The sequence below is a fragment of the Pseudomonas sp. FBF18 genome, assembly GCF_024261405.1.
Taxonomy (GTDB): Bacteria; Pseudomonadota; Gammaproteobacteria; order Pseudomonadales; family Pseudomonadaceae; genus Aquipseudomonas; species Aquipseudomonas palmensis.
Genome location: NZ_QKRS01000028.1, coordinates 1 through 22,439, shown reverse-complemented (window position 1 = coordinate 22,439; position 22,439 = coordinate 1). Strand labels below are relative to the sequence as shown.

Below are 22,439 nucleotides of genomic sequence, written 5' to 3'. Positions count from 1 at the left end.
CGTTCGTGGAGGCACTGGTGGCCAGCCACCCGGGCTTCATCGTGCGCTTCGTCGGTGGCGTGTGCTTCCTGAGCGGGATGCTGCTGATGGCCTGGAACACCTGGCGCACGGTACGCGTGGCAGACCCGAAACTGGCACTGGACAACGCGCAGATGGCGTAAGGGGCAGCGAATGAACGGCTGGGCATATGGGTTGTATTGCGTGACCGGACTGGTGTTCTTCTACCTGATCACCAGCGCCTGCCTCAGGCGCCATAGCGACCAGGTGGATGACCAGGCAAGCCTCATACCCTTTGCCGATGACCCGGTGGTGGCGCGCCGGGTCGAGCAGGCCATCGGGCGACCGGTGCCTGCCGAGGCACCGGAGGCCTTGCTGAAGGCTTGAGGGTGGTGCTGTACCGGCATGTCCGCAAGAGCGGGTTGATTCGCTCTTGCGGCTTGGCCTATTGGTGACTGACCCAGTAAACCGCCGTCACGACCACCAGCACAATCAGGCAGAGTATCGCCCACGCATCGACACTGCTGTCCGGCTTGCTTGCCTTGCTTGGATTTCCCATTGCATTGCCTCTTGTTGTGGTTATGGGAATGCACTGCACCTGATGCAGTTAAGTCCAGCAATGCCCTTTGCTCAAGCAGGGTTTTTGTACAGCTCGTCGGTTAGTAGTCCATCGCGTCCGTCAGGAACGGGTATCGATACCCTGGCGCCTTGCCAACGGCGCTGAACCCCTTGAAATCCAGCCCATAGTCGCCCTGCTGTTCAAGCGAGAGCCAGCGCCGCGCCTTGACCGCATCGATCAGCTGAAGCACCGGCACCGGCCGCGGCCGGGCGAGCAACTGACCGATCGGCACGCCCTGCGCATCATCGTGCAGCAGCACCATGGCCCACCCGCCCAGAGAAAAGTGCCCGCCCATCAACACGCTCAATCGACCCTCGATTCGCGCCTGCAGGGCCTGCGGCGAACTGTTCACCGCACTGAACAGCACATCCCGGCCCGGCACCCGCCCGGCCTCCTCGAATGCCTGCATCGCGCCAAACGCCATCTCGTCATTGGCCGACCACACCAGCTGCGTACGCGGATAACGCGCACCCAGCAACTGCGCCTGTTCATAGGCGCGCTGGCGACTCCATTCCCCATACACCAGCTGGCGCAGGTGCACGCCGGGCAACTCGGCCAACGCCCGGTGCATGCCCTGCTCACGCAACTGCGCCGCCGGGGTGTGCTTCAACCCCGAGAACGCCAGCAGGTCCACGCCCTGCTCTAGGGCAGCGGGCGGCAACTGCTCGACCAGCGTCTTGAGCATGCGGTAGCCGGCCTCCTCGTCGTTGCCGGTCAGGGTGCCGAGGACCGGCGGATAACGGTCCGGATACTCGTGCACCTGCCGCGCCTGGTCGACCGTCAGGCCGTTGTTGACCAGAAACAGCCTGACCCCGCTGCCGCGCGACAGGCGGATGATCTCCGGCGCCACGTACTGCTCGTTGACCAGCACCAGGTAGTCCGGCCGCTGCGGCCCCTGGAGCGCCTGTCCCGCCTGATGCAACACACGCTGGCGATCACGCCCGCTGTACTCGACACGCAAGGACATGCCCAGGTTCTGCGCGGCGCCTTGCATGAAACGCGAGTAACTGACCCAGAAGGTCTCGTCGGCATTGCCCGGATTGAGAAACACCACCGAGGCCGCCTGGGCGCCACTCACCAGCGACAGGCCCAGCCACACCGACAGGCACAAGGCCTTGAGCATTCGAGTACGCTCCTGCAACGCAAAGCGCCGAGTATAACCGCGACGGCACGGGCAACGCTCAGGTGACAGCCAAACGCTAGCCAGTCTCACTTAGTCCATATAGTTCTTTTCATATGCAAAAACATCACTTTTGCGCATAAACGCAAACTGCTATCTTGCCTCGGCTCCGCCCCGGAGTGCGCGGCCGTGCGCGCGATTAGCTGCAAGCAGCCTGAGAACAGGACCCCTATGTACGTATACGACGAGTACGATCAGCGGATCATCGAGGACCGCGTCAAGCAGTTCCGAGACCAGACCCGACGCTACCTGGCCGGTGAGCTGAGCGAAGAAGAGTTCCGCCCCCTGCGCCTGCAAAATGGCCTCTATATTCAACGTTTTGCCCCGATGTTGCGGGTAGCCGTGCCCTACGGCCAGCTGACGTCGCGCCAGACCCGGATGCTGGCCAAAATCGCTCGCGACTACGACAAGGGCTACGCGCACATCAGTACCCGGCAGAACGTGCAGTACAACTGGCCAGCCCTGGAGGACATCCCCGAGATTCTCGCCGAGCTGGCCACGGTGCAGATGCACGCGATCCAGACCAGCGGCAACTGCCTGCGCAACGTCACCACCGACCAGTTCGCCGGCGTTGCCGCGGACGAAGTGATCGACCCGCGCCCATGGTGTGAAATCGTGCGTCAGTGGACCACCTTCCACCCCGAGTTCGCGTACCTGCCGCGCAAGTTCAAGATCGCCATCAATGGCTCGGCCAGCGACCGTGCGGCCATCGAAGTGCACGACATCGGCCTGGAGCCGGTGCACAACGCGGCCGGCGAACTGGGCTTTCGCGTGCTGGTCGGCGGCGGCCTGGGCCGTACCCCGGTGGTGGGCGCCTTCATCAACGAATTTCTGCCCTGGCAGGACCTGCTCAGCTACCTGGACGCGATCCTGCGCGTGTACAACCGTTACGGTCGCCGTGACAACAAGTACAAGGCGCGCATCAAGATCCTGGTCAAGGCCCTCACGCCGGAGGTGTTCGCCCAGAAGGTCGACGCCGAAATGGAGCACCTGCGCGGCGGCAGCACCACCCTGACCGATGCCGAAGTGCATCGCGTGGCCAAGCACTTCGTCGACCCCGACTACCTGGCGCTGGACAACCTCGACAGCCAGCTGGCCGAGCTCGACCAGCAACACCCGGGCTTCGCCCGCTGGCGCACGCGCAATACCCTGGCGCACAAGAAGCCGGGCTATGTGGCCGTTACCCTGTCGCTCAAGCCGACCGGCGTGGCGCCGGGCGACCTGACCGACAAGCAGCTGGACGCGGTGGCCGACCTTGCCGAACGCTACAGCTTCGGCCAGTTGCGCACCTCCCACGAGCAGAACATCATCCTGGCCGACGTCGAGCAGCGCCAGCTGCACGCGCTGTGGCTGGAGCTGCGTGAAAACGGCTTCGCCACGCCGAACATCGGCCTGCTGACCGACATCATCTGCTGCCCGGGTGGCGACTTCTGCTCGCTGGCCAACGCCAAGTCGATCCCGATCGCCGAATCCATCCAGCGCCGCTTCGACGACCTGGACTACCTGTTCGACATCGGCGAACTGGACCTGAACATCTCCGGCTGCATGAACGCCTGCGGCCACCACCACGTCGGCCATATCGGCATTCTCGGGGTGGACAAGAAGGGCGAGGAGTTCTACCAGGTGTCCCTGGGTGGCAGCGCCAGCCGCGACGCCAGCCTGGGCAAGATCCTCGGCCCCTCGTTCGCCCAGGACGACATGCCGGACGTGATCGAGAAGCTGATCGATGTGTACGTCGAGAAACGTACTGAAGACGAGCGCTTCATCGACACCTACCAACGTATTGGCATCGACCCTTTCAAGGAGCGCGTCTATGCAGCGAATCATTAAGGGCAACCAGATCGTCGACGAAACCTGGCACCTGCTGCCCAAGGACGTCACCCTGGACGAACTGACCAACTGCGACGACTACATCGTGCCGCTGCACCTGTGGCGCGAGCACGCCCATGCCCTCAAGGCCCGCGACGGCGGCCTGGGCGTGTGGCTGGATGCCGACGAGGAAGCCGAGGAAATCGGCGATGACGTGGCCAGCTTCCAGGTCATCGCGTTGAACTTCCCGGCCTTCACCGACGGGCGCAACTACTCCAATGCGCGCCTGCTGCGTGACCGCTACAAGTTCACCGGCGAGCTGCGTGCCATCGGCGACGTGCTGCGCGACCAGCTGTTCTACATGAAGCGTTGCGGTTTCGACGCCTTCGCCCTGCGGGCCGACAAGGACCCGGTCGAAGCGCTGCAGAGCCTGCAGGACTTCTCGGTGACCTACCAGGCCGCCACCGACGAGCCGCAGCCGCTGTTCCGTCGACGCTGAACACCGCCCCATGAAAAAGGCCCCTTGCGGGGCCTTTTTTTGTGGCGTCGAATTTACAACCGGGTGACCTGGTCGGGCACGCTGTTCCAGATTTCTGCCGTCAGCGTCTCCAGCAACTTTTTCTCCTCCTTGGCCAGGTTGGCTTGCAGTACGTGGCTCTGGCGCAGGTACGCCGCTTCGGTGATGTGCCCTGCATCTGCATCTGCCTGCAAGGCCTCCATGCGGGCGTGCAGCGGCTTGGCGATGCGCTGGTAGCGCTCGGCATACTGCACCTTCAGGTAACTGACCCAGAAGTCGCGCTGGGCAATCGAAGCCTTGAGCACTGCCGGCGTCTCGCCCTCTTCGATCTCCTTCTGCGCAGCCTTGATATCGGCATCGCTGACCTGGGCAGTGGCTCGGTAGCGCATGGTGTTGGGCTGCCCCGGCAGTTCGAGCGGCTCGGTCAGCGCGGTACGGTAAGCCAGCCGCACTTCGACCTCGTCCACCACCGTGCCAGCACGCACACGTGCATCGATGACCCGCCGGGCAATCAGCTCGACCTGCTCCAGACGATACAGCCCGCGCGCCAGCTTCATCAGTGACCACTCGGCACCCAGCTGGGTACCCAGCGCCAGGGCCTGGTTGATCAGCACCTGCACCTCAAGCTGGCTGAACACCAGGATCACCGCATCGCCACAATTGCGCACGCTGTCCAGGGTCTGCAGTACCTCCTCGCGCAGCGCCGTGTTGGCGCTCACTGCCTTGATCAGCGTCCACACCCGCTGCTTGAGGTCGTCGTAGGTCTCGCGAAAATCGGACGTCTCCCCCAGGTCATCGAACAGCCGGAACAGTTCGCCGGTGCCCGGTTCGGCCTTGAGCGCATCCCACATCGCCTGCAGTTCGGCCGCCTGCACCGCATCTGCACCGGCAAGCCAGGCCGTGGCACCGGCAGCCATCGGCTCGGGCGCAAAATGGACGCGCAGGTTCGGCGTAACGCCAAAGCTGATACGCGTGCGCTGACGATAGACCGTCAGCCTGACCTGGCTGTCGGCATCGATCGGGTTGCCGTGCAGGCTGGTGACCCGATTGATCCTCAACACCCGATCGACACGCTCGGCTGAGGGCGCCAGCACGTCCTGCGGCACCACCTGAATGTTGTTGGCGCGCAGGTCGACCTCTTCGAGCATGTCAAGGTCCATCAGGCCGGTCGGCCAGGTACTGATGCCCGTGTGCTGCAGCCTGAGCCCGCGCAGGTCGGCCAGGGTCGAAACATCGGGCGCGGTTATCAAGGGGTTGTGGTCCAGGTTGAGGATTCTCAGGCGAACCAGTTTGGCCAGCACCGCATTGGCAGCAGCATCCATGACCAGGCTGTTGTAGCTGAACGTCAGCCGGGTGATGCGCGGTATGGCTTCCAGCGCGGCAGGCAGGGTGCTGAACAGGTTGTTGGAAAGGTTGAGCCAGCGCGTATTGGCAAACTGCTCGATAAAGGCCTCGGGCAACTCACTCAACTGCATGTCGCGCATGAACAGCGACGCCACATGGCTGAAATCGGCACTCAGAATCGGCAGACCGTCAAGGCGCGTCTCCGACAGGTTGAGGGTGTAGCCGACGGTTCGCCCTTCAAAGGTTACCACCGGGCTGGTCTGGCGCCGCCAGCAACGCTCGATGCGATCGGCCGCCACCTCCCGGTGGCGACGGGTGGCGAAACTCACGGACTGATCGTTGCGCCAGGCGGTCAGCTCATCGATCAGCTTGAACAGTTCCTGGCGACGCCCCTCAAGCTTGACCAGCAGCTCCTCCTCACTGAGCCCCTCGCCTAGCTCCTGCAAAAAGGCCTGCACCTCGTCCACCGCCAGGTCGGGGTACAGCGCCCGGACCCTCTGCATCGGCGTCTGCGGCCTGCCGAACGGGCGCCGGCCACTGAGCGGATAACCGATCTGGCCATCGAGCATGCGCATTGGCGGCTTGAACCAGCGCGTGCGCGGACGCACGCCGATGCTGCTACGCACCGCAGCCGTATCCTTGGCGGCATTCTCGGCCAACATCAGGCGCAACGCGTCGGCCTGGTTGATGTTCAGGCCCAGCAGCACGCGCTCGCTGTCGGGCAGCGCATGCAGCATGGCGGCGCACAACGGCTCCACCCCGCCCAGCGCGTTATGCTCGCTGTCATAGGCCTGATAGCCTTCGTCCAGCCGCGCGAGAATACGCTTGGTGCCGGTGGCCGTGCTGCTCCCGACCGCCTTGAGCTCATCGCCCCACGGGCTGCCCTCACGTACCTGCAACAGCACATCGCCAGACCAACCCGGCAAGGCCTGCAACTGGTCCATGGCAACCTTCAGGCAGTCCAGGCGATCGGTGTAGCCCAGGTAGAGGCCCTCACGGGCACGCACCACGCGCGCCTGCTCCGCCAGCCAGCGGGCCTGTTCGGCCAGGCGCAACGGCACCCGCGGCGGGTTGGCGGTGAGCTGCGCTCGCTCGCTGACGCTGGCACTCTCGACCAGCTCTCTGGCCTGCCGCCACGCCAGCCCGGCAAACTGCTTGCGTACCACCGCCATGCCCGCCACCTCCTGCACCGGGTCGGCGCGGTAGAGGCTGTCGAACACCTGGCTGCGGTTGACGCTGGCGTAACGGGCATAGGCTTCACGCAATTGCGTCAGGCGACCAGCCTCGGTCCTGGCCAGGTAGGGGCCGAACAGGGCCTTCTCTTCCTGTTCGGTCAAGCCCTGCAGCAGCGTTGTCAGGAAGCGACCGTCGACCAGTTCCTGGCGCGTGATCGACAGGGTCCGGTTGTCGGCGCTCAGCGGCGTACCGTACTCCTTGACCAGCTGCCCGTCCTCCATCACCCGCACCAGCACACCGGCCGGCCAACCCGGCATGCGTGTGAGCAAGGCCAGGGGCAAGGCATCGAGCTCGGTGGCCAGTGGTTGCCCGTCGCGCATGGCCGCAATCACATCCGTCACCCTGCGGCTCATCTGCCAGCGCACCAGGCTGTCGCCGAGCAACGCCGGCAAAGGCTCGCTGTTGCTGTGCAGGCGGCGCAGGCGTGCCTCGTCGATGCCAGTGATGGCGGCCATGTTCAGCAGGTCCTCGTCACCCATGCCGTCCACCAGATGGCCCAGGCGCCGCCACAACGTCAGGCCTTCCCACTGCTGCGGGTCTTCGGCCTCGAGGCGCCAGGCCCCGGCGCCGTTGTGCACCACCGGCGGCTGGTAGGCGTCATCGCGAGGATGGCGGACCTGGTACTGGCCCGCTTCGGTGCCGACCACCTCGTAGGCGCGGCCCTGCACACGGATGTAGGTCTTGTCGCCCACGCTGTAGCGCCCCTGAAGGTCCGGCACGACCCCCGACAGATCGACATCCGCGGCATAGGGCTCCAGCTGCGGCTTCCACAGCCGGTACTGCCCGTTGGCCAGCCTGATCTGGACTGTGCCTTCCAGCAACTCGCTGCCCGGCCCGACGGCCAACGGCTTGAGGGCAAGCCCCAGGCCCACGGCGAATGCAATGTTCAGTGCCACCGACTGCAGGTGCGCCATGGCCAGCTCGCGATCACCCACCTCCCAGTCTTCGATGCCCTCGACCACCTCCCCGATCAACTGGCCGGCCGCCACCACCGCCATCACCTCCCCCAGCCCGGGTACGAAGAAGGCGGCGCTGTTGAGCACGTTCAGACCGATGCTTTCCCAGTACGCCAGGCGCGCCTCGCGGGCCGCTTCGTCCGCATCGGCACTGGGCACGGCCAGGTGCCGCGCATCAGCCTTGGCCTTCTCGATCAGGCGTCGATGCTGCAACTCGAACAGGTCTTCTCCCACCCGGTGTTCACGCAGGTACAGGTCCGCCTCCAGGTTGGGCTGGCGCTCCAGCAGCCCGTGCTGGCCATCGACAAGGTGAAACAGATTGCTTTCCAGCAGCCCGAAGAAGCGCTCTTCATCGGCCCGGGCCACACAACCGCGCATGGCCTGCTGATAGGCGGGCGAAATCAGGTTGATGCGCAGGTCGCGCTTGAACGCCTCGATGCTCGGGTATTCCTTGAGCGGGTACAGGGGCGCGCCCGGCACATACACCAGCACAGGCTCGGTCTGCTCGCTGAGCAGGCGGTCGGCACTGGCCACCCAGATACCGGACAAGCCAATGCCGAACATTTCCAGGGTGCTGAACACCAGCGGCTTGCCGTTGTACTGGGCGGCACCGGTGCCATCGAGCCAACCGAGCAAGGCGCTGCGGGCAGCCTCGCCAATCTCGCCCTTCATCGCCGCAATCCAGGTGCGCACGCGCAGGCGCGCCTTGTAGGCCTCGATGGACTGCCGGCGAACCCGATCATGGGTGGCCGGCGCCTCGTACACCGCAGCCAGGTGGTCCTGGTACTGCTTGCCCAGGTCCAGCTCATGGCACACGCGGGCAAAGTCGCGCGGGGCCACCGCCAGCTTGCTGCTGTAAACGTAGCGATAGCGCGGCGCGTGCTCGCTGCCAGGTACCAGCGTCATGGAAAATGCGCCCTTGGCCGCCAGGGCCGTACCGTCGTCGAATTCGGCATCCCGGGCAAAGTTCTGCAGCGCCGCCTGCAGCAGGCTCTGGCGCCTGGGCACCACGCGCACCAGCGCGCCCAGCAGTTCGGTGTCGTGGGTAACGTGCACGAATTCGTGGGTGTTGACGTCGTCGTCGCGCTGCAAGTCGCGCTTGAGCCTGGCCTTGAGCAGCGGCTCGGCGAACTCGACGATGCCTTTGAGGGGGCGCAGGGTACGCGCCAACGCATCGGCGCAGGCGCGGGCGTGCTGCTGGCAGGCGAGCAGTGCCTGGCGCTGGTCCTCGCGGGCATTGCTGAACCAGGGCGCCGGCGCATCCCCTGCGCCCTGGTGCTGTTCGGCGCCCCAGGGCCGGCTCAGGGCCGCGAAACTTGCAGGGGTGGAGTGCTTGAGCCAGTCAGGCATGCGCTGATGGATGAAGGGGCCATGCGGCCCCGGGGTGACATAGGTGTCGGTGGAATCGGTGGGAGTGGTCATGATGGTCCTCGGGGTAGATTGAACCCCAAGCAGACCCCATCATGACGCAGGTGAAGTGCTACATATTGCTCAGCGCCAGCGGCCCAGGCGGCTCCACAAACCCACCAGGGTGTTTTCGATGGAGGCGCTGGCAGCCAGGCCAACGCGCTCCTGCAGGCTCTTGCGTTCGGCAAAATGCAGGTGATACAGGTTCGAATCGCGAGCGCGTTCGCTCAGGTATTCGTCACTGGTGCGCAGCTCGTCCACCAGTTGCTTGTTCAATGCCGCCACACCCAGCCAGACCTCGCCGGTGGCCACCTCATCGATGTGCAACTGCGGGCGGTAACGCGAGACGAAATCCTTGAACAGCTGATGGGTCACGTCCAGGTCTTCCTGGAACTTCTCGCGGCCCTTCTCGGTGTTTTCGCCAAACACGGTCACGGTGCGCTTGTACTCACCCGCCGTGAACACCTCGAAGTCTACATCGTGCTTTTTCAGCAGGCGGTTGACGTTGGGCAACTGCGCCACCACCCCGATGGAGCCCAGAATGGCGAAGGGCGCACTGACGATCCTGTCACCGATGCAGGCCATCATGTAGCCGCCGCTGGCCGCCACCTTGTCGATGCACACCGTCAGCGGCACGCCGGCCTGGCGGATACGCGCCAGCTGCGAGGAGGCCAGGCCGTAGCTGTGCACCATGCCGCCACCGCTTTCAAGGCGCAGTACCACTTCGTCCTTGGGCGTGGCGAGGGTCAGCAGCGCGGTGATTTCATTGCGCAGGCTCTCGGTGGCCGAGGCCTTGATGTCGCCGTCGAAATCCAGCACGAACACCCGCGGCTTGTCCTCGGGCTTTTTCTTCTGCTGCTTGTCGCGCTTGGCCTGCTGCTTGCGCAGGGCCTTGAGCTGGGCCTTGTCGAGCAGACCCGACTCCAGGCGCTCGCGCAGGTCCTTGTAGAAATCGTTGAGGCGAGTCACGTGCAACTGCCCCCCGGCCTTGCGCCGGCCCTTGCCGCGCAACCCGGCAATGGCCGACAACACCACCAGGAGCGCGATCACCAGGGTCGCGGTCTTGGCCAGAAAGCTGGCGTATTCAGCAAGAAAATCCACAGTAGCTCCTTAACATGTCTGCGCCCGTACGGCGCCAAACGTGGCCCAAGCATACCGGCGCGGCCACGCCTCCACCAGCGTGGGCAACGCCCCGAAACGCAGTTCAAACGACCTTTTCAAACGCTTGTATGTTTTTTCGTTGACAGGCCGCCATCGGCCACCTACCCTCGCCAGAACCTTCACTCCAGGCATACGACGTGGGCAGCATCTACCTCATTCGACATGGCCAGGCCTCCTTTGGTGCCGACGACTACGACGTGTTGTCGCCGACCGGCATTGCCCAGAGCGAAGCACTGGGCGATCACCTCGCCCAGTTGGGCCTGCGCCTGGATCGCTGCGTGGCCGGCGACCTGCGCCGCCAGCAGCACACCGCCCGCCTGGCCCTGGCCCGCCTGCAGGCTGCCGGCAGCGCGGTACCCAGCCTGGAAACCGACCCTGCCTTCAACGAGTTCGACGCCGACGCCGTCATCCGCGCGCTGCTGCCCGGCCTGCTGCCGGACGAGCCCGAGGCGCTGCACATCCTGCGCAATGCCCGCGACAACCGCAGCGAGTTCCAGCGCCTGTTCGCCCTGCTGGTGCAGCGCTGGCACGGCGGCGAGCACGATGTCGACGGCCTGCAAAGCTGGCAGGCCTTCGTCGAGCAGGTGCACGACGGCCTGCAACGCCTGCTGCGCGAGGCCGGGCAAGGCGACAACATTGCCATCTTCACCTCCGGCGGAACCATCACCGCCCTGCTCCACCTGATCACCGGCATCACCCCCAGCCAGGCGTTCGCGCTGAACTGGCAGATCGTCAACACCTCGCTCAGCCAGCTGAAGTTTCGTGGCCGCGAGGTGGCGCTGGCTTCCTTCAACAACCAGGCCCACGTGCAGTTGCTGAGGGTGCCGGCGCTCATCACCTACCGATGAGCACCGGCCTGTTGCGGCCCCAGGGTCGCTTACATCACTTAATAAGGAATACACCATGACCGACGTAGCTAAAGCCGTTCAAGCCATGCAAGAGAAGTTCAACCCTGCCGCCGCTGCCGGCCTGGACCTGGTGTTCGGCTTCAACATCACCGACGAAGACAAGCACTTCTCGCTGATCGTCAAGGACGGCACCTGCGATCTGCAGGAAGGCGAAAACCCTGACGCCAACTGCACCCTGGTGCTGGACAGCGAAACCCTCAAGGGCATCGTCAGCGGCGAAACCGACGGCATGCAGGCCTTCATGGGCGGCAAGCTGCGCGTCGAAGGCGACATGATGCTGTCGATGAAACTCAGCGAGCTGTTCCCGGCCTGAGCTTTGCGCTGATGCCGACCAGAACCGAAGCCTTGTGCTTCGGTTTTTTTTCGCCCGGCATCAGGGGTGGTGATCGTGGTGCAACACGCTGGCCTATAACACAGTCAAACACTTGTTCGGTTTATCCACGAGAATTAGATTAAACAATAATCAGCGACTTTCAGAATAAGGGAAAAGCATGACGCTCACCGACCAGTCGACCCAGGTTCGCCCCGGCGAAGAACTCGATGCCGCCCTCATCGACCCTTATCTCAAGGCCAGCATTCCAGGCCTGAGCGGCACGCCGGTGATCAGCCAGTTCCCCGGTGGCGCGTCCAACCTCACCTACCTGCTCAGCTACCCGGACCGCGAGTTCGTGCTGCGCCGCCCGCCGTTCGGGCAAAAGGCCAAGTCGGCCCACGACATGGGCCGCGAGTTTCGCATCCTCAACCAGCTCAACAGCGGCTTCCCCTATTGCCCCAAGGCCTACGTGCACTGCACCGACGAATCGCTGATCGGCGGCGAGTTCTACGTGATGGACCGGGTCAAGGGCATCATCCTGCGCTCGGACCTGCCCCCCGAGCTGGGCCTGGACAGCCAGCGCACCGAAGCCCTGTGCAAGAGCTTCATCGACCGCCTGGTCGAGCTGCACCAGGTGGACTACACCGCCTGCGGCCTGGCCGACCTGGGCAAGCCCGAAGGCTATGTGCAGCGCCAGATCGAAGGCTGGAGCGCACGTTATGAAAAGGCCCTGACCCCGGATGCACCGCGCTGGGAAGCGGTGATCGCCTGGCTGCGCGAGAAGATGCCGGCCGACCACCCACGCCCCGCCATCGTGCACAACGACTACCGCTTCGACAACGTGATCCTCGACGCCGACAACCCCATGCGCATCATCGGCGTGCTGGACTGGGAAATGACCACCCTCGGCGACCCGCTGATGGACCTGGGCAATACCCTGGCCTACTGGATCGAAGCCGGCGACCCTGCGCCCGTGCAACTGATGCGTCGCCAGCCGAGCAACGCACCGGGCATGCTCACCCGGCGCCAGTTCGTCGACTACTACGCCGAACGTGCCGGGCTGCAGATCGACAACTTCGACTTCTACTACACCTACGGCCTGTTCCGCCTGGCCGGCATCGTGCAGCAGATCTACTACCGCTTCTTCCATGGCCAGACCCAGGACAAGCGCTTCGCCCAGTTCGTGCACATGAACAAGCTGCTGGAGCACATGAGCCTGCAGGTCATCGGCAAATCCACGCTCTGACGCCCTACAACTACAAGGAACCCGCCCCATGTCCAAGACCCAGTTGTTCGACCTCGACGGCAAGATCGCCTTCGTGTCCGGCGCCAGCCGCGGCATCGGCGAGGCGATTGCCCACCTGCTGGCCCAGCAGGGTGCCCACGTGATCGTGTCCAGCCGCAAGCTCGACGGCTGCCAGCACGTGGCCGACGCAATCATCGCCGCCGGCGGCAAGGCCACGGCGGTGGCCTGCCACATTGGCGAGATGGAACAGATCGGCGCGGTGTTCGCCGGCATTCGCGAGCAGTTCGGGCGCCTGGACATCCTGGTCAACAACGCCGCCACCAACCCGCAGTTCTGCAACGTGCTGGACACCGACCTGAGCGCCTTCCAGAAGACCGTCGACGTGAACATCCGCGGCTACTTCTTCATGTCGGTCGAGGCCGGCAAGCTGATGCGCGAAAACGGCGGCGGCAGCATCATCAACGTGGCGTCGATCAATGGCGTATCGCCGGGGGTGTTCCAGGGGATCTACTCGGTGACCAAGGCGGCGGTGATCAACATGACCAAGGTATTCGCCAAGGAATGCGCCCCCTTTGGCATCCGCTGCAATGCGCTGCTGCCGGGGCTGACCGACACCAGGTTCGCCTCGGCGCTGGTCAAGAACGAAGCGATCCTGAACACGGCGCTGCAGCAGATCCCGCTCAAGCGCGTGGCCGATCCGAAGGAGATGGCGGGCGCGGTGCTGTACCTGGCCAGCGATGCGTCCAGCTACACCACCGGTACGGCGTTGAATGTGGATGGGGGGTTCCTGTCCTGATACCGCATAGCGGGTCAAGCCCGCTCCCACAAGGATCACCGCTATTTCTGTGGGAGCGGGCTTGACCCGCGATAGGGCCCTGACAGGCACGCACCATCTCCTTTACCATAGCGCCCCTCAGGCGCAGCTTTACCGTTCTGCGCCCCAGTCGAATAAGCCCAACACCATGCCCTTCGAACTCAGCGTAGATCTCACCACCCTAGCCATTCTTGCCGCCGTGGCCTTCGTGGCCGGGTTCATCGACGCCATCGCCGGCGGCGGCGGCCTGCTCACCACCCCCGCCCTGCTCACCGCCGGCATGCCGCCGCACCTGGTGCTGGGCACCAACAAGCTCAGCTCCACCTTCGGCTCGGCCACCGCCGGCTTCACCTACTACCGGCGCAAGCTGTTCCACCCCGCGCAGTGGCGACACGCCCTGGTCGGCACCCTGGTAGGGGCCTTCATCGGCGCCATCGTTGCCCACTACCTGCCGGCCGAATGGCTGAACAAGATGCTCCCGGTGGTGGTGTTCGCCTGCGGTGTTTACCTGCTGTTCGGCGGCACGCCCAAGGCGCCGCTGGACGCCGATGCGCCGATCAAGAAGAAGTGGCAACTGCCCCAGGGCCTGACCCTGGGTTTCTATGACGGTGTGGCCGGCCCGGGCACCGGCGCGTTCTGGACCGTCAGCACCCTGCTGCTGTACCCCATCGACCTGGTCAAGGCCAGCGGCGTGGCGCGCAGCATGAACTTCGTGAGCAACGCCGCAGCACTGTCGGTGTTCATCTTCTCCGGCCAGGTAGACTGGGCGGTGGGCCTGGCCATGGGCTCGTCGCTGATGGTCGGCGCGTTCTTCGGCGCACGCACCGCCATCAGCGGCGGCAGCAAGTTCATCCGCCCGGTGTTCATCACCGTGGTGCTGGCCCTGACCGTGCGCCTAGCGTGGCAGCACTGGTTCGGCCAGGCCTAGGCGGCGCGCCACGTACAGGTCGATCAGGTAACGCGCAATCGAGCGGCCCGCCGGCAACGGCGGCAGCGCATGCACGCTGAACCACTGGGCATCCTCGATCTCGTCGGCCTGCATCACGATCTCGCCGCCGGCGTATTCGGCATGAAAGCCCAGCATCATCGAATGCGGGAACGGCCAGCACTGGCTGCCCACGTACTGGAGGTTCTTCACCTCCAGCGCCACCTCTTCACGCACCTCGCGCACCAGGCAGTCCTCGGCCGACTCGCCCGGCTCGGCAAACCCGGCCAGGGTGCTGTACACGCCGGTCACGAAGCGTGGCGAGCGCGCCAGCAGTATCTCGTCGCCACGGGTGATCAGCACGATCATGCTCGGCGAAATGCGCGGGTAGCTGCGCAGCTCGCAGCCGGCGCAGTACATCGCGCGCTCCCACTGGATCTGCACCATCGCCTGCCCGCAACTGCCGCAAAAGCGATGCTCGCGGGCCCAGGTGGCGATCTGCGCGGCATAACCGAGGAGGGTGTAGGTATCGAAATCGCCCTCCAGCATGAACTGGCGCAGGCCGCGCCAGCTGCAGCCCTGCGGCGCCTGTGCCGAGCGCAGTTCGAGCAGAAACACCGGCTGGCCGTCGAAGTGGCCGATGCCGTGCTCGCACACCACGTCCAGGTCCTGGCGCCTGAGCCAGTCCCGCGGGAACAGCGCGCCGTTGGCGTCCACCAGAAAGCCCTCGGCACAGTGGGCAACGGCCAGGCCGCCGGGGGTGTTGGGGTCCAGTACTGCAGTGGTCCAGCGCGCTGACATGTTGCGTTCCTTGAGGGTTCGCGACCGGGCTCAGTCGTCGAACTGCGGTTTCTGTTTGCTCATGCTGGCGGCCATCGCCACCCGCAGGTCGGTGGATTGCAACATGGCAGCGTTCCAGGTGGCAATGTATTCCAGCCCGTCGTCGATGCGGTGATCGCGCATGTAGGTGAGCATCTCCTTGGTGCCGGCCACGGCAATCGGGGATTTGCCCGCGATCTCGGCGGCAATCGCAAAAACCCCGTCCAGCAGGCTGGCCTGATCGTCGAAGGTGCGGTTGACCAGGCCGATCTGGCGCGCCTCGTCGGCGCCGACAGTGCGCCCGGTGTAGGCCAGCTCGCGCAGCATGCCGTCGCCGATGATGCGTGGCAGGCGCTGCAGGGTGCCGACGTCGGCGGCCATGCCCATGTCGATTTCCTTGATCGAGAACTGCGCATCGGCAGCCGCGTAGCGCATGTCGCAGGCGGCGATCAGGTCGATCGCGCCGCCCAGGCAGTAGCCCTGGATGGCTGCCAGCACCGGCTTGCGGCAGGTATCCACGGCATTGAACGAGGCCTGCATCTGCAGGATCTTGCGCCGCAGCAGGCGCGCGTTGCGGCCTACGTCCTTGCCCATTTCGTTGGCCACCGAGGCCAGCAGCATCAGGTCGATGCCGGAAGAAAAATGCTTGCCGGCGCCGCTGATCACCACCACGCGCACCGCGTCGGTCTCGTCGATCCACTGGAAGATCTCGACGATCTCGCTCCAGAACGCGGCATTCATGGCGTTGATCTTTTCCGGGCGGTTGATCTGGACGTGGGCGATGCTGTTCGACAGTTCGACCTTGAACGCGGTGTAGTCGGTCACGTGGCACTCCTTGGGCTGACGCGGGATGGGGTGGCTGGACTATATCGCAGACCGTAGGCGGCGCTTGTGCCAAAGGCTGGGCTGTTGCTCCTGCACTGCACGAGCCGACCTTGCCGGCGAAGCGGCCACCGCAGTCACCCGCAGCGGGCCCTGTCGCGCACCGGACACTGCGCCCGGTGCAGGTTCAACGCCGTGTTGATGATGCCGATATGGCTGAAGGCCTGCGGGAAATTGCCCAGCATGCGGCCACCTTGCGGGTCGTACTGCTCGGCCAGCAGCCCCACATCGTTGCACAGCCCGCACAGGCGCTCGAACAACGCCTGGGCCTCTTGCTGACGCCCCAGCAGCACGTACACGTCCGCCAGCCAGAACGAGCACACCAGAAACGTACCCTCCCCCGGCGCCAGCCCATCGCAGCCGCTGTCGCTGTCGTAGCGGCGCACCAGCCCGTCATGCAGCAGGCGCTTCTCGATCTGCGCCAGGGTTGCCAGAAACCTCGGGTCGTCGGCTGGCAGAAAACCGGTCAGGGCAATCTGCAGCAGGCTCGCGTCCATCTCCTGCGAGCCATAGGCCTGCACAAAACAGCCCAGCTGCGCATCGACGCCCTGCTCGCACACCTGGCGATGGATCTGCGCGGCCACCTCGCGGTAGTGCGCAGCCTGGGCTTTGCCCTCCTCGGTCGGCTCGCTCAGGCTGGCCGCCCGATCGAACGCCACCCAGGCCATCACCTTGGAGTGGGTGAAATGCTGCTGCGGCCCGCGCACCTCCCAGATGCCCTCGTCGGGCTGGCGCCAGATGGTCTCCAGGTACGGCATGATCACCCGCCCGATCGCCGCACTGCGCGGCAAGCGCGGCAGACCGCCACGCATCGCCTGACACAGCGCATCGGCCACCTCGCCATAGATGTCCAGCTGGTGCTGCACGGCCGCGGCATTGCCCACCCGCACCGGCTGCGAACCGGCATAGCCGGCCAGCCAGGGCAGCTCGTACTCCGGCAGCCGGCGCTCGCCGGCCAGGCCGTACATGATCTGCATCTGCTCGGGGTTGCCCGCCACCGAGCGCAGCAGCCATTCGCGCCAGGCCTGGGCCTCCTCGAAGTAGCCCAGGTTCATGAACGCCAGCAAGGTCATGGTGGCATCGCGCAGCCAGCAGTAGCGGTAATCCCAGTTGCGCTCGCCACCCAGGTGCTCCGGCAGCGAGGTGGTGGCCGCGGCCACGATGCCGCCGGTGGGTGCATAGGTCAGCGCCTTGAGGGTGATCAGCGAGCGCTTGACCCGCGCCGTGTGCTCGCCCACCTGCGGGCAGCGCGCAGCAAACTCGCGCCACTTGTGCGCGGTGTCCAGCAGCGCCTGCTCCGGCTCGAAGGCCGGCTGCAACGGCAGGTGCGATGGCTGGTGGCTCAGGCTGAAGGTGTGGCGCTGCCCGGCCTTCACGCTGAAGCGGCTGCCGGTATGGTGATCGCGTGCGTGGGTGCTTACCGTGCTGCGCAGGGTCAGGCGGTCCGGCCCGGCCACGGCGGTCAGGGTCAGCGGGTCGAGCTTCTCGACCCAGGGCACGCTGCTGCCATAATCGAAGCGCATCACCAGGTCCATGTCGAAGGCCACCTCGCCCTCCAGCCCTTCGACGATGCGCAGCACGCTGTGGTGCGCGTCGTCCAGCGGCATGCAGTCGATCAGGCGCGCACGGCCGCTGGCAGTCACGAAGGTGGTGTGCAGGATCAGGGTGTCCTGCTGGTACTCGCGGGTTACCTCCAGCGGCGCTTCACGCGGCGCGATCTGCCAGCGCCCGTTTTCTTCGTCGCCCAGCAGCGCGGCAAAGCAGGCCGGCGAGTCGAAGCGTGGAAAGCACAGCCAGTCCAGCGAGCCGTCACGGCCCACCAGTGCTGCGCTGCGGCAATTGCCCAGTAGTGCGTAGTCTTCGATGGCGCCCGTCATGAACCTCCCGTCAACCAATGCTGTGCCAGACCCGCCGATCGCGGGCCAGCAGTTCGTCGGCCGCCTGCGGCCCGTCTTCCCCGGCCGCATACGGCTGCACCTCGCCGCCCTGCGCCCAGGCGTCCAGGAACGGCTGCACCGCACGCCAGCCGTTCTCGATGTTGTCGGCACGCTGGAACAGCGTCTGGTCGCCCGTCAGGCAGTCGTAGATCAGGGTTTCGTAGCCCGTGGAGGGCTGCATCTTGAAGAAGTCCTTGTAGGCAAAACCCAGCTCGACGTTCTCCATGGCCAGGGTCGGCCCCGGGCGCTTGGCCTGCAGGTCGAACCACATGCCCTCGTTGGGCTGGATCTGGATCTTCAGGTAGTTGGGCTTGGGCCGCTCGGCGTCGCTGTCGCGAAACTGCGCATAGGGCGCCGGCTTGAAGCAGATGGCGATCTCGGTGTCACGCACGCTCATGCGCTTGCCGGTGCGCAGGTAGAACGGCACGCCCACCCAGCGCCAGTTGTCGATCATCACCTTGAGCGCCACGTAGGTTTCGGTCTGGCTATCGGGGTCGACCCGTGGCTCTTCGCGGTAACCGGCCAGCTTCTTGCGCCCCTGCTTGCCGGCGGTGTACTGCCCGCGTACCGAGTTCTTCAGGGCCATGGCCTTGGACCACGGGCGAATCGCACCGATCACCTTGGCCTTTTCACTGCGCACCGCGTCCGCGCCAAAGGCGGCGGGCGGCTCCATCGCCACCATCGCCAGCAGCTGGAACAGGTGGTTGGGCACCATGTCGCGCAGTGCCCCGGTGGTGTCGTAGAAGGCACCACGGGTTTCCACGCCCACCGTCTCGGCAGCGGTGATCTGCACGTGATCGATGTAGTGGTTGTTCCAGAACGCCTCGAACAGGCCGTTGGAAAAACGGCTGACCAGGATGTTCTGTACCGTCTCCTTGCCCAGGTAGTGGTCGATGCGGTAGATCTGCTTTTCGCTCATCACCTTGAGCAGGCAGGCGTTCAGCGCCTCGGCGCTGGCCAGGTCCGAACCGAAGGGCTTCTCCACCACCACCCGACGAAAGCCGTTGGCCTCGTCCAGCAGCCCGGCCGCCCCCAGTTGCTGCACCACGCCGCTGAAAAAACGCGGCGAGGTGGCCAGGTAGAAGATCGCGTTGCCGGTGCGCCCCTTGTCGATGCGCTCGGCGATGGCCTGGTAGGTGGAGGGCTCCATGAAGTCGCCGGTGAGGTAACCGATGCCCTTGGCCAGGCGCTTCCACAGCTTGTCGTCCAGGCACCGGGTGGCGCCCTCGCCCTGGTCGCGTTCACGCATGAAGGTTTCCAGGCGCTCGGCAAATTCGCCGTCGGTGGCCGGGTTGTGGTCGACCCCGACGATGCGCATGCCTTTGTCCAGCAGGCCGTCGCGGTGCAGGTTGTACAGCGCCGGCATCAGCAGGCGTTTGACCAGGTCGCCATTGGCGCCAAACAGGAACAGGGTACAGGCTGGTGCCGCTTCGACGTCGTGTTCACTCATTCGGGCTTCTCGACATGGCCACCAAAACCGAAGCGCATCGCCGACAGCAGCTTGTCACCGTAGGTGCCCTGCTGCTGGCGTGAACGAAAGCGCGCGAACAGTGCGCTGGACAACACCGGTACCGGCACCGCCTGCTCCACCGCCGCATCGATGGTCCAGCGCCCTTCGCCGCTGTCGGACACCGAGCCGCTGTAGCTGCCCAGCTGCGGGTCGGCCACCAGTGCATCGGCGGTCAGGTCCAGCAGCCACGAGGTGACCACGCTGCCGCGGCGCCACACCTCGGCGATTTCGGGCAGGTTGAGGTCGAAGCGCTGGTCGGGCGGCAGGCTCTCGCTGGCCTTGGTCTTGAGAATGTCGAAGCCCTCGGCATAGGCCTGCATCAGGCCGTACTCGATGCCGTTGTGGATCATCTTGACGAAATGCCCGGCGCCGGGTGGCCCGGCATGGATATAGCCCTTTTCGGCGCGCTCGCTGGGGCCGGTTCGGCCACGGGTACGTGGAATGTCGCCCTCACCCGGTGCCAGGGTGGCGAACAGCGGCTCAAGGCGTTCGAAAATCGCCTGCTCGCCGCCGATCATCATGCAGTAGCCGCGCTCAAGGCCCCACACGCCACCGGAGGTGCCAACGTCCACGTAGTGCAACTGGCGCTCGGCCAGGTGCTGGGCGCGGCGGATGTCGTCCTTGTAGAAGGTATTGCCGCCGTCGATGATCACATCGTCCGCTTCCAGCAGGTCGGCCAGTTGCGCGATGGTCTGCTCGGTGGCCTCGCCCGCCGGCAGCATCACCCAGACCGCGCGCGGCGCGTCCAGTTGCTGCACCAGTGCGGCCAGGTCGGCGGCGCCTGTGGCGCCCTCGGCCACCAGCGTATCGATGGCGGGCGCGTTGCGGTCATGCACCACGGTGTGGTGCCCCTCGCGCATCAGGCGCCTTGCAATATTGCCGCCCATGCGGCCCAGCCCCACGATTCCCAGTTGCATGTGCCGATGCTCCGTAAAGTGTAGAAAGCCTGCTCAGGCCTTCAAGGTTAGTCCAGGCAGGCCCGGGTTGGTTTCATCGACCAGCGGCACGACAGCGATAAACAAAAAAGTTCCCATGACAGGAAAAAGAATTCAGAATCGCGGCCGATCGAGCGTCTACGCTCAAACCATGTACCAAACCAATTGCGAGGTGTGCAATGGGAACCTTGATGTCAGCGAGCCCACCCCAGACCCTTTACGTGAGCGTGCGCCGCGACGAACTGCGCCGCCTCAAGGAAGAACGCGACCAGTTGCAGCGTCAGGTGGCGCAGCTGAGCCTGCTGTTGCAACAGGCCCAGGGCAGCGACAAGGCCGTGGTCACCCTCTAGGCGGCCAGCAGCGCCCGCGCCGAATACACAGCGCCGGCCACCGCCACCAGCAACAGCACCAGCCCCGACAGCCGGGCCACCAGCGCCCGGTGCCGCTGCGCCAGGGCGCCGCGCATCAGCGCGATGTACAGCGCCAGCACCCCCAGGTCGACCACCAGCCACAACGCCGCCAGCACCCCGATGCTGGTGCCGAACGAGGCCGTGACGTGGATGAACTGCGGGAAGAACGCCACGAAGAACAGAATGTCCTTGGGGTTGGCGATACCCACCGCAAAGCCGTGCCACCAGCCACTTGCCCTGGGCGGCGGCGCATCCTCCACGGCTGGCGCACGCAGCGCCCCCAGCCCCAGCCAGGCCATGAACACGCACCCCACCAGCGCCACCGCATTGAGAACCACCGGGCTGAGTGCCAGGGTGCCGGCCAGGATCAGCGCAGCGGCGGCCACCAGCACCAGGGAGGCGGCATTGGCCCCCAGCGCCGTGCGTATGGCCGCCCCGGTGCCCGAACGCCCGCTGGTGCCGACCACCAGCGCCACCACCGGCCCAGGGGTGGCGATCAGAATGAGTACAGTGCCCAGGTAGGCCAACAGCAGCGTGGTGTTCAAAAGAGGCTCCTTTGTCGTCAATGCAGGTCAGGTGCAGAGTGTGCGCAGCTGCATCGCCCTTGAAAAACGCAAAATGCTCTGCCCTACTACGACAAATACTCATCATGGACTGCCCCTGGCATGGTTGAACGTCTGCCCCCGTTGTATGCACTGCGCGCCTTTGAAGTGGCGGCGCGCACCTGTTCGTTCACCCGCGCCGGGGAAGAGCTGGCGCTGACCCAGAGCGCCATCAGCCGCCATATCCGCACCCTGGAGGCCCAGTTCGGTTGCCGCCTGTTCGAACGCCACGGCCCGCGCCTGCGCCTCACCGATGCCGGGCGGCGCCTGGCCGAGCAACTGGGGGCCGGCTTTGCCCTGATCGAACAGGCCTGCCAGCCGTTTCGCAGCGCTTCGCGCCACCTGCGCCTGAAGGCGCCCTCCACCCTGACCATGCGCTGGCTGCTGGGCTGCATCCAGCGTTACCCCCAGGCCGACACCGTGCAGTTGGCAAGCGTTTGGATGGACGTCGACAGCGTGGATTTTGCCAGCGAGCCCTACGACTGCGCGGTGCTGCTGGGCAATGGGCAGTTCGGTGAGCAGGTCGAGGTGTGCAAGCTGTTCGATGAGCGACTGATCCCGATCTGTGCGCCGGGGTTGCTGGGGGATGGCGTGTGGGATGCGCAGCGGCTGGCCGGGGTGGCGTTGCTGCACCCGTCCAATGACCGGCGGGACTGGCAGCGCTGGCTGCGCGGGGCGGGCCTGCTCGAGCAGGTCGACCTGCAGCGCGGCACGCTGTTCGATACGCTGGAGCAAGGGATTGCGGCGGCCATGGCCGGGCATGGCGTGTCGATCGGCGACCTGGCGCTGGTGAGCGACGATGTCCGCGCCGGGCGGCTGGCGTTGCCGTTCGAACAGGCGGTGGCAACGGGGGATGCTTACTACCTGGTGTGGCCGGTGGGCAGTGCGTGGCGCGAGAGCATCGAGCGATTG

18 protein-coding genes and 2 pseudogenes are annotated in these 22,439 nt (G+C 65.4%); 11 read left to right on the top strand and 9 right to left on the bottom strand.

From position 1 onward, the window contains the following. Positions 1 to 161 (top strand): annotated as a pseudogene (locus DN387_RS25620) (cytochrome C oxidase Cbb3); the annotation flags it as partial. A 10-nt stretch (positions 162 to 171) separates the two neighbouring features. Then, positions 172 to 384 (top strand): hypothetical protein, encoded by a 213-nt coding sequence (locus DN387_RS25615; RefSeq protein WP_054915446.1) that lies wholly within the window; start codon positions 172 to 174, stop codon positions 382 to 384. Between the two features lie 272 nt (positions 385 to 656). On the opposite strand, the gene DN387_RS25610 is transcribed toward DN387_RS25615, so the two are convergent. Next, positions 657 to 1,739: an ABC transporter substrate-binding protein gene (locus DN387_RS25610; RefSeq protein ID WP_254506403.1), complete on the bottom strand. Its 1,083-nt coding sequence runs from the start codon at positions 1,737 to 1,739 to the stop codon at positions 657 to 659. Positions 1,740 to 1,967: 228 nt separating this feature from the next. Here DN387_RS25610 and DN387_RS25605 point away from each other — a divergent pair, with 228 nt between their 5' ends. Then, positions 1,968 to 3,626, top strand: a complete 1,659-nt coding sequence (locus tag DN387_RS25605; protein WP_043859916.1) for a nitrite/sulfite reductase — start codon at positions 1,968 to 1,970, stop codon at positions 3,624 to 3,626. Next, positions 3,610 to 4,104 carry a DUF934 domain-containing protein gene (locus DN387_RS25600; RefSeq protein ID WP_043859917.1) on the top strand — a complete coding sequence of 165 codons (495 nt, stop codon included), beginning with the start codon at positions 3,610 to 3,612 and terminating at the stop codon, positions 4,102 to 4,104. The genes DN387_RS25605 and DN387_RS25600 overlap by 17 nt, the downstream gene beginning before the upstream one ends. A 53-nt stretch (positions 4,105 to 4,157) precedes the next feature. On the opposite strand, the gene DN387_RS25595 is transcribed toward DN387_RS25600, so the two are convergent. Continuing rightward, positions 4,158 to 9,080 carry an NEL-type E3 ubiquitin ligase domain-containing protein gene (locus DN387_RS25595; RefSeq protein WP_054915448.1) on the bottom strand — a complete coding sequence of 1,641 codons (4,923 nt, stop codon included), beginning with the start codon at positions 9,078 to 9,080 and terminating at the stop codon, positions 4,158 to 4,160. Between the two features lie 69 nt (positions 9,081 to 9,149). Then, the gene (gene sohB, locus DN387_RS25590; protein ID WP_054915449.1) at positions 9,150 to 10,166 is read right to left on the bottom strand and encodes a protease SohB; all 1,017 of its coding nucleotides are present in this window, start codon (positions 10,164 to 10,166) and stop codon (positions 9,150 to 9,152) included. A 197-nt stretch (positions 10,167 to 10,363) separates the two neighbouring features. Here sohB and DN387_RS25585 point away from each other — a divergent pair, with 197 nt between their 5' ends. The 5 genes from DN387_RS25585 (at position 10,364) to DN387_RS25565 (ending at position 14,435) form a co-directional block, all read left to right on the top strand. Then, complete coding sequence (locus DN387_RS25585) at positions 10,364 to 11,074, top strand: histidine phosphatase family protein (RefSeq protein WP_054915450.1); 711 nt, start codon at positions 10,364 to 10,366, stop codon at positions 11,072 to 11,074. Positions 11,075 to 11,129: 55 nt separating this feature from the next. Then, a complete protein-coding gene (locus tag DN387_RS25580) occupies positions 11,130 to 11,447 on the top strand; it encodes an SCP2 sterol-binding domain-containing protein (protein ID WP_043859921.1) in 318 nt (105 codons plus the stop codon). 178 nt (positions 11,448 to 11,625) lie between these two features. Then, entirely contained in the window at positions 11,626 to 12,693 is a 1,068-nt protein-coding gene (locus DN387_RS25575) for a phosphotransferase family protein (protein ID WP_054915451.1), read from the top strand. 28 nt (positions 12,694 to 12,721) lie between these two features. Then, positions 12,722 to 13,489 (top strand): SDR family oxidoreductase, encoded by a 768-nt coding sequence (locus tag DN387_RS25570; RefSeq protein ID WP_043859923.1) that lies wholly within the window; start codon positions 12,722 to 12,724, stop codon positions 13,487 to 13,489. 166 nt (positions 13,490 to 13,655) lie between these two features. Continuing rightward, a complete protein-coding gene (locus tag DN387_RS25565) occupies positions 13,656 to 14,435 on the top strand; it encodes a TSUP family transporter (protein ID WP_043859924.1) in 780 nt (259 codons plus the stop codon). Here DN387_RS25565 and nudC read toward each other — a convergent pair. The 5 genes and pseudogenes from nudC to gnd form a co-directional block, all read right to left on the bottom strand. After that, positions 14,403 to 15,233: an NAD(+) diphosphatase gene (gene nudC / locus DN387_RS25560; protein WP_054915452.1), complete on the bottom strand. Its 831-nt coding sequence runs from the start codon at positions 15,231 to 15,233 to the stop codon at positions 14,403 to 14,405. The two genes, DN387_RS25565 and nudC, sit on opposite strands and share 33 nt — an antisense overlap. 30 nt (positions 15,234 to 15,263) lie before the next feature. Further along, positions 15,264 to 16,076 (bottom strand): crotonase/enoyl-CoA hydratase family protein, encoded by an 813-nt coding sequence (locus DN387_RS25555; RefSeq protein ID WP_054915453.1) that lies wholly within the window; start codon positions 16,074 to 16,076, stop codon positions 15,264 to 15,266. A gap of 134 nt (positions 16,077 to 16,210) precedes the next feature. Then, positions 16,211 to 18,010: a glycoside hydrolase family 15 protein gene (locus tag DN387_RS25550; protein WP_054915454.1), complete on the bottom strand. Its 1,800-nt coding sequence runs from the start codon at positions 18,008 to 18,010 to the stop codon at positions 16,211 to 16,213. Positions 18,011 to 18,020: 10 nt separating this feature from the next. Next, positions 18,021 to 19,520 (bottom strand): glucose-6-phosphate dehydrogenase, encoded by a 1,500-nt coding sequence (gene zwf, locus DN387_RS25545; RefSeq protein WP_054915455.1) that lies wholly within the window; start codon positions 19,518 to 19,520, stop codon positions 18,021 to 18,023. After that, positions 19,517 to 20,503, bottom strand: a pseudogene (gene gnd, locus DN387_RS25540) (phosphogluconate dehydrogenase (NAD(+)-dependent, decarboxylating)); the annotation flags it as partial. The pseudogene gnd and the gene zwf, both read right to left, overlap by 4 nt. Before the next feature lie 191 nt (positions 20,504 to 20,694). Here gnd and DN387_RS25535 point away from each other — a divergent pair. Next, positions 20,695 to 20,865: a DUF6026 family protein gene (locus DN387_RS25535; protein WP_221181553.1), complete on the top strand. Its 171-nt coding sequence runs from the start codon at positions 20,695 to 20,697 to the stop codon at positions 20,863 to 20,865. Here the strand turns inward: DN387_RS25535 and DN387_RS25530 are convergent. Next, the gene (locus DN387_RS25530) at positions 20,862 to 21,470 is read right to left on the bottom strand and encodes a LysE family translocator (RefSeq protein WP_054915457.1); all 609 of its coding nucleotides are present in this window, start codon (positions 21,468 to 21,470) and stop codon (positions 20,862 to 20,864) included. The two genes, DN387_RS25535 and DN387_RS25530, sit on opposite strands and share 4 nt — an antisense overlap. 120 nt (positions 21,471 to 21,590) lie before the next feature. On the opposite strand from DN387_RS25530, the gene DN387_RS25525 reads away from it, so the two are divergent. Further along, positions 21,591 to 22,439, top strand: an 849-nt coding sequence (locus DN387_RS25525) for a LysR family transcriptional regulator (protein ID WP_054915458.1), incomplete at its 3' end; no start/stop codon positions are given.

Excerpts from the sequence above, each read along its gene's own strand:
- nudC (WP_054915452.1), bottom strand. The coding sequence starts at position 15,233 with ATGTCAGCGCGCTGGACCACTGCAGTACTGGACCCCAACACCCCCGGC.
- DN387_RS25605 (WP_043859916.1), top strand. The coding sequence starts at position 1,968 with ATGTACGTATACGACGAGTACGATCAGCGGATCATCGAGGACCGCGTC.
- DN387_RS25575 (WP_054915451.1), top strand. The coding sequence starts at position 11,626 with ATGACGCTCACCGACCAGTCGACCCAGGTTCGCCCCGGCGAAGAACTC.
- zwf (WP_054915455.1), bottom strand. The coding sequence starts at position 19,520 with ATGAGTGAACACGACGTCGAAGCGGCACCAGCCTGTACCCTGTTCCTG.
- DN387_RS25570 (WP_043859923.1), top strand. The coding sequence starts at position 12,722 with ATGTCCAAGACCCAGTTGTTCGACCTCGACGGCAAGATCGCCTTCGTG.
- DN387_RS25615 (WP_054915446.1), top strand. The coding sequence starts at position 172 with ATGAACGGCTGGGCATATGGGTTGTATTGCGTGACCGGACTGGTGTTC.
- DN387_RS25595 (WP_054915448.1), bottom strand. The coding sequence starts at position 9,080 with ATGACCACTCCCACCGATTCCACCGACACCTATGTCACCCCGGGGCCG.
- DN387_RS25550 (WP_054915454.1), bottom strand. The coding sequence starts at position 18,010 with ATGACGGGCGCCATCGAAGACTACGCACTACTGGGCAATTGCCGCAGC.
- DN387_RS25610 (WP_254506403.1), bottom strand. The coding sequence starts at position 1,739 with ATGCTCAAGGCCTTGTGCCTGTCGGTGTGGCTGGGCCTGTCGCTGGTG.
- DN387_RS25600 (WP_043859917.1), top strand. The coding sequence starts at position 3,610 with ATGCAGCGAATCATTAAGGGCAACCAGATCGTCGACGAAACCTGGCAC.
- DN387_RS25535 (WP_221181553.1), top strand. The coding sequence starts at position 20,695 with ATGGGAACCTTGATGTCAGCGAGCCCACCCCAGACCCTTTACGTGAGC.
- DN387_RS25580 (WP_043859921.1), top strand. The coding sequence starts at position 11,130 with ATGACCGACGTAGCTAAAGCCGTTCAAGCCATGCAAGAGAAGTTCAAC.
- DN387_RS25565 (WP_043859924.1), top strand. The coding sequence starts at position 13,656 with ATGCCCTTCGAACTCAGCGTAGATCTCACCACCCTAGCCATTCTTGCC.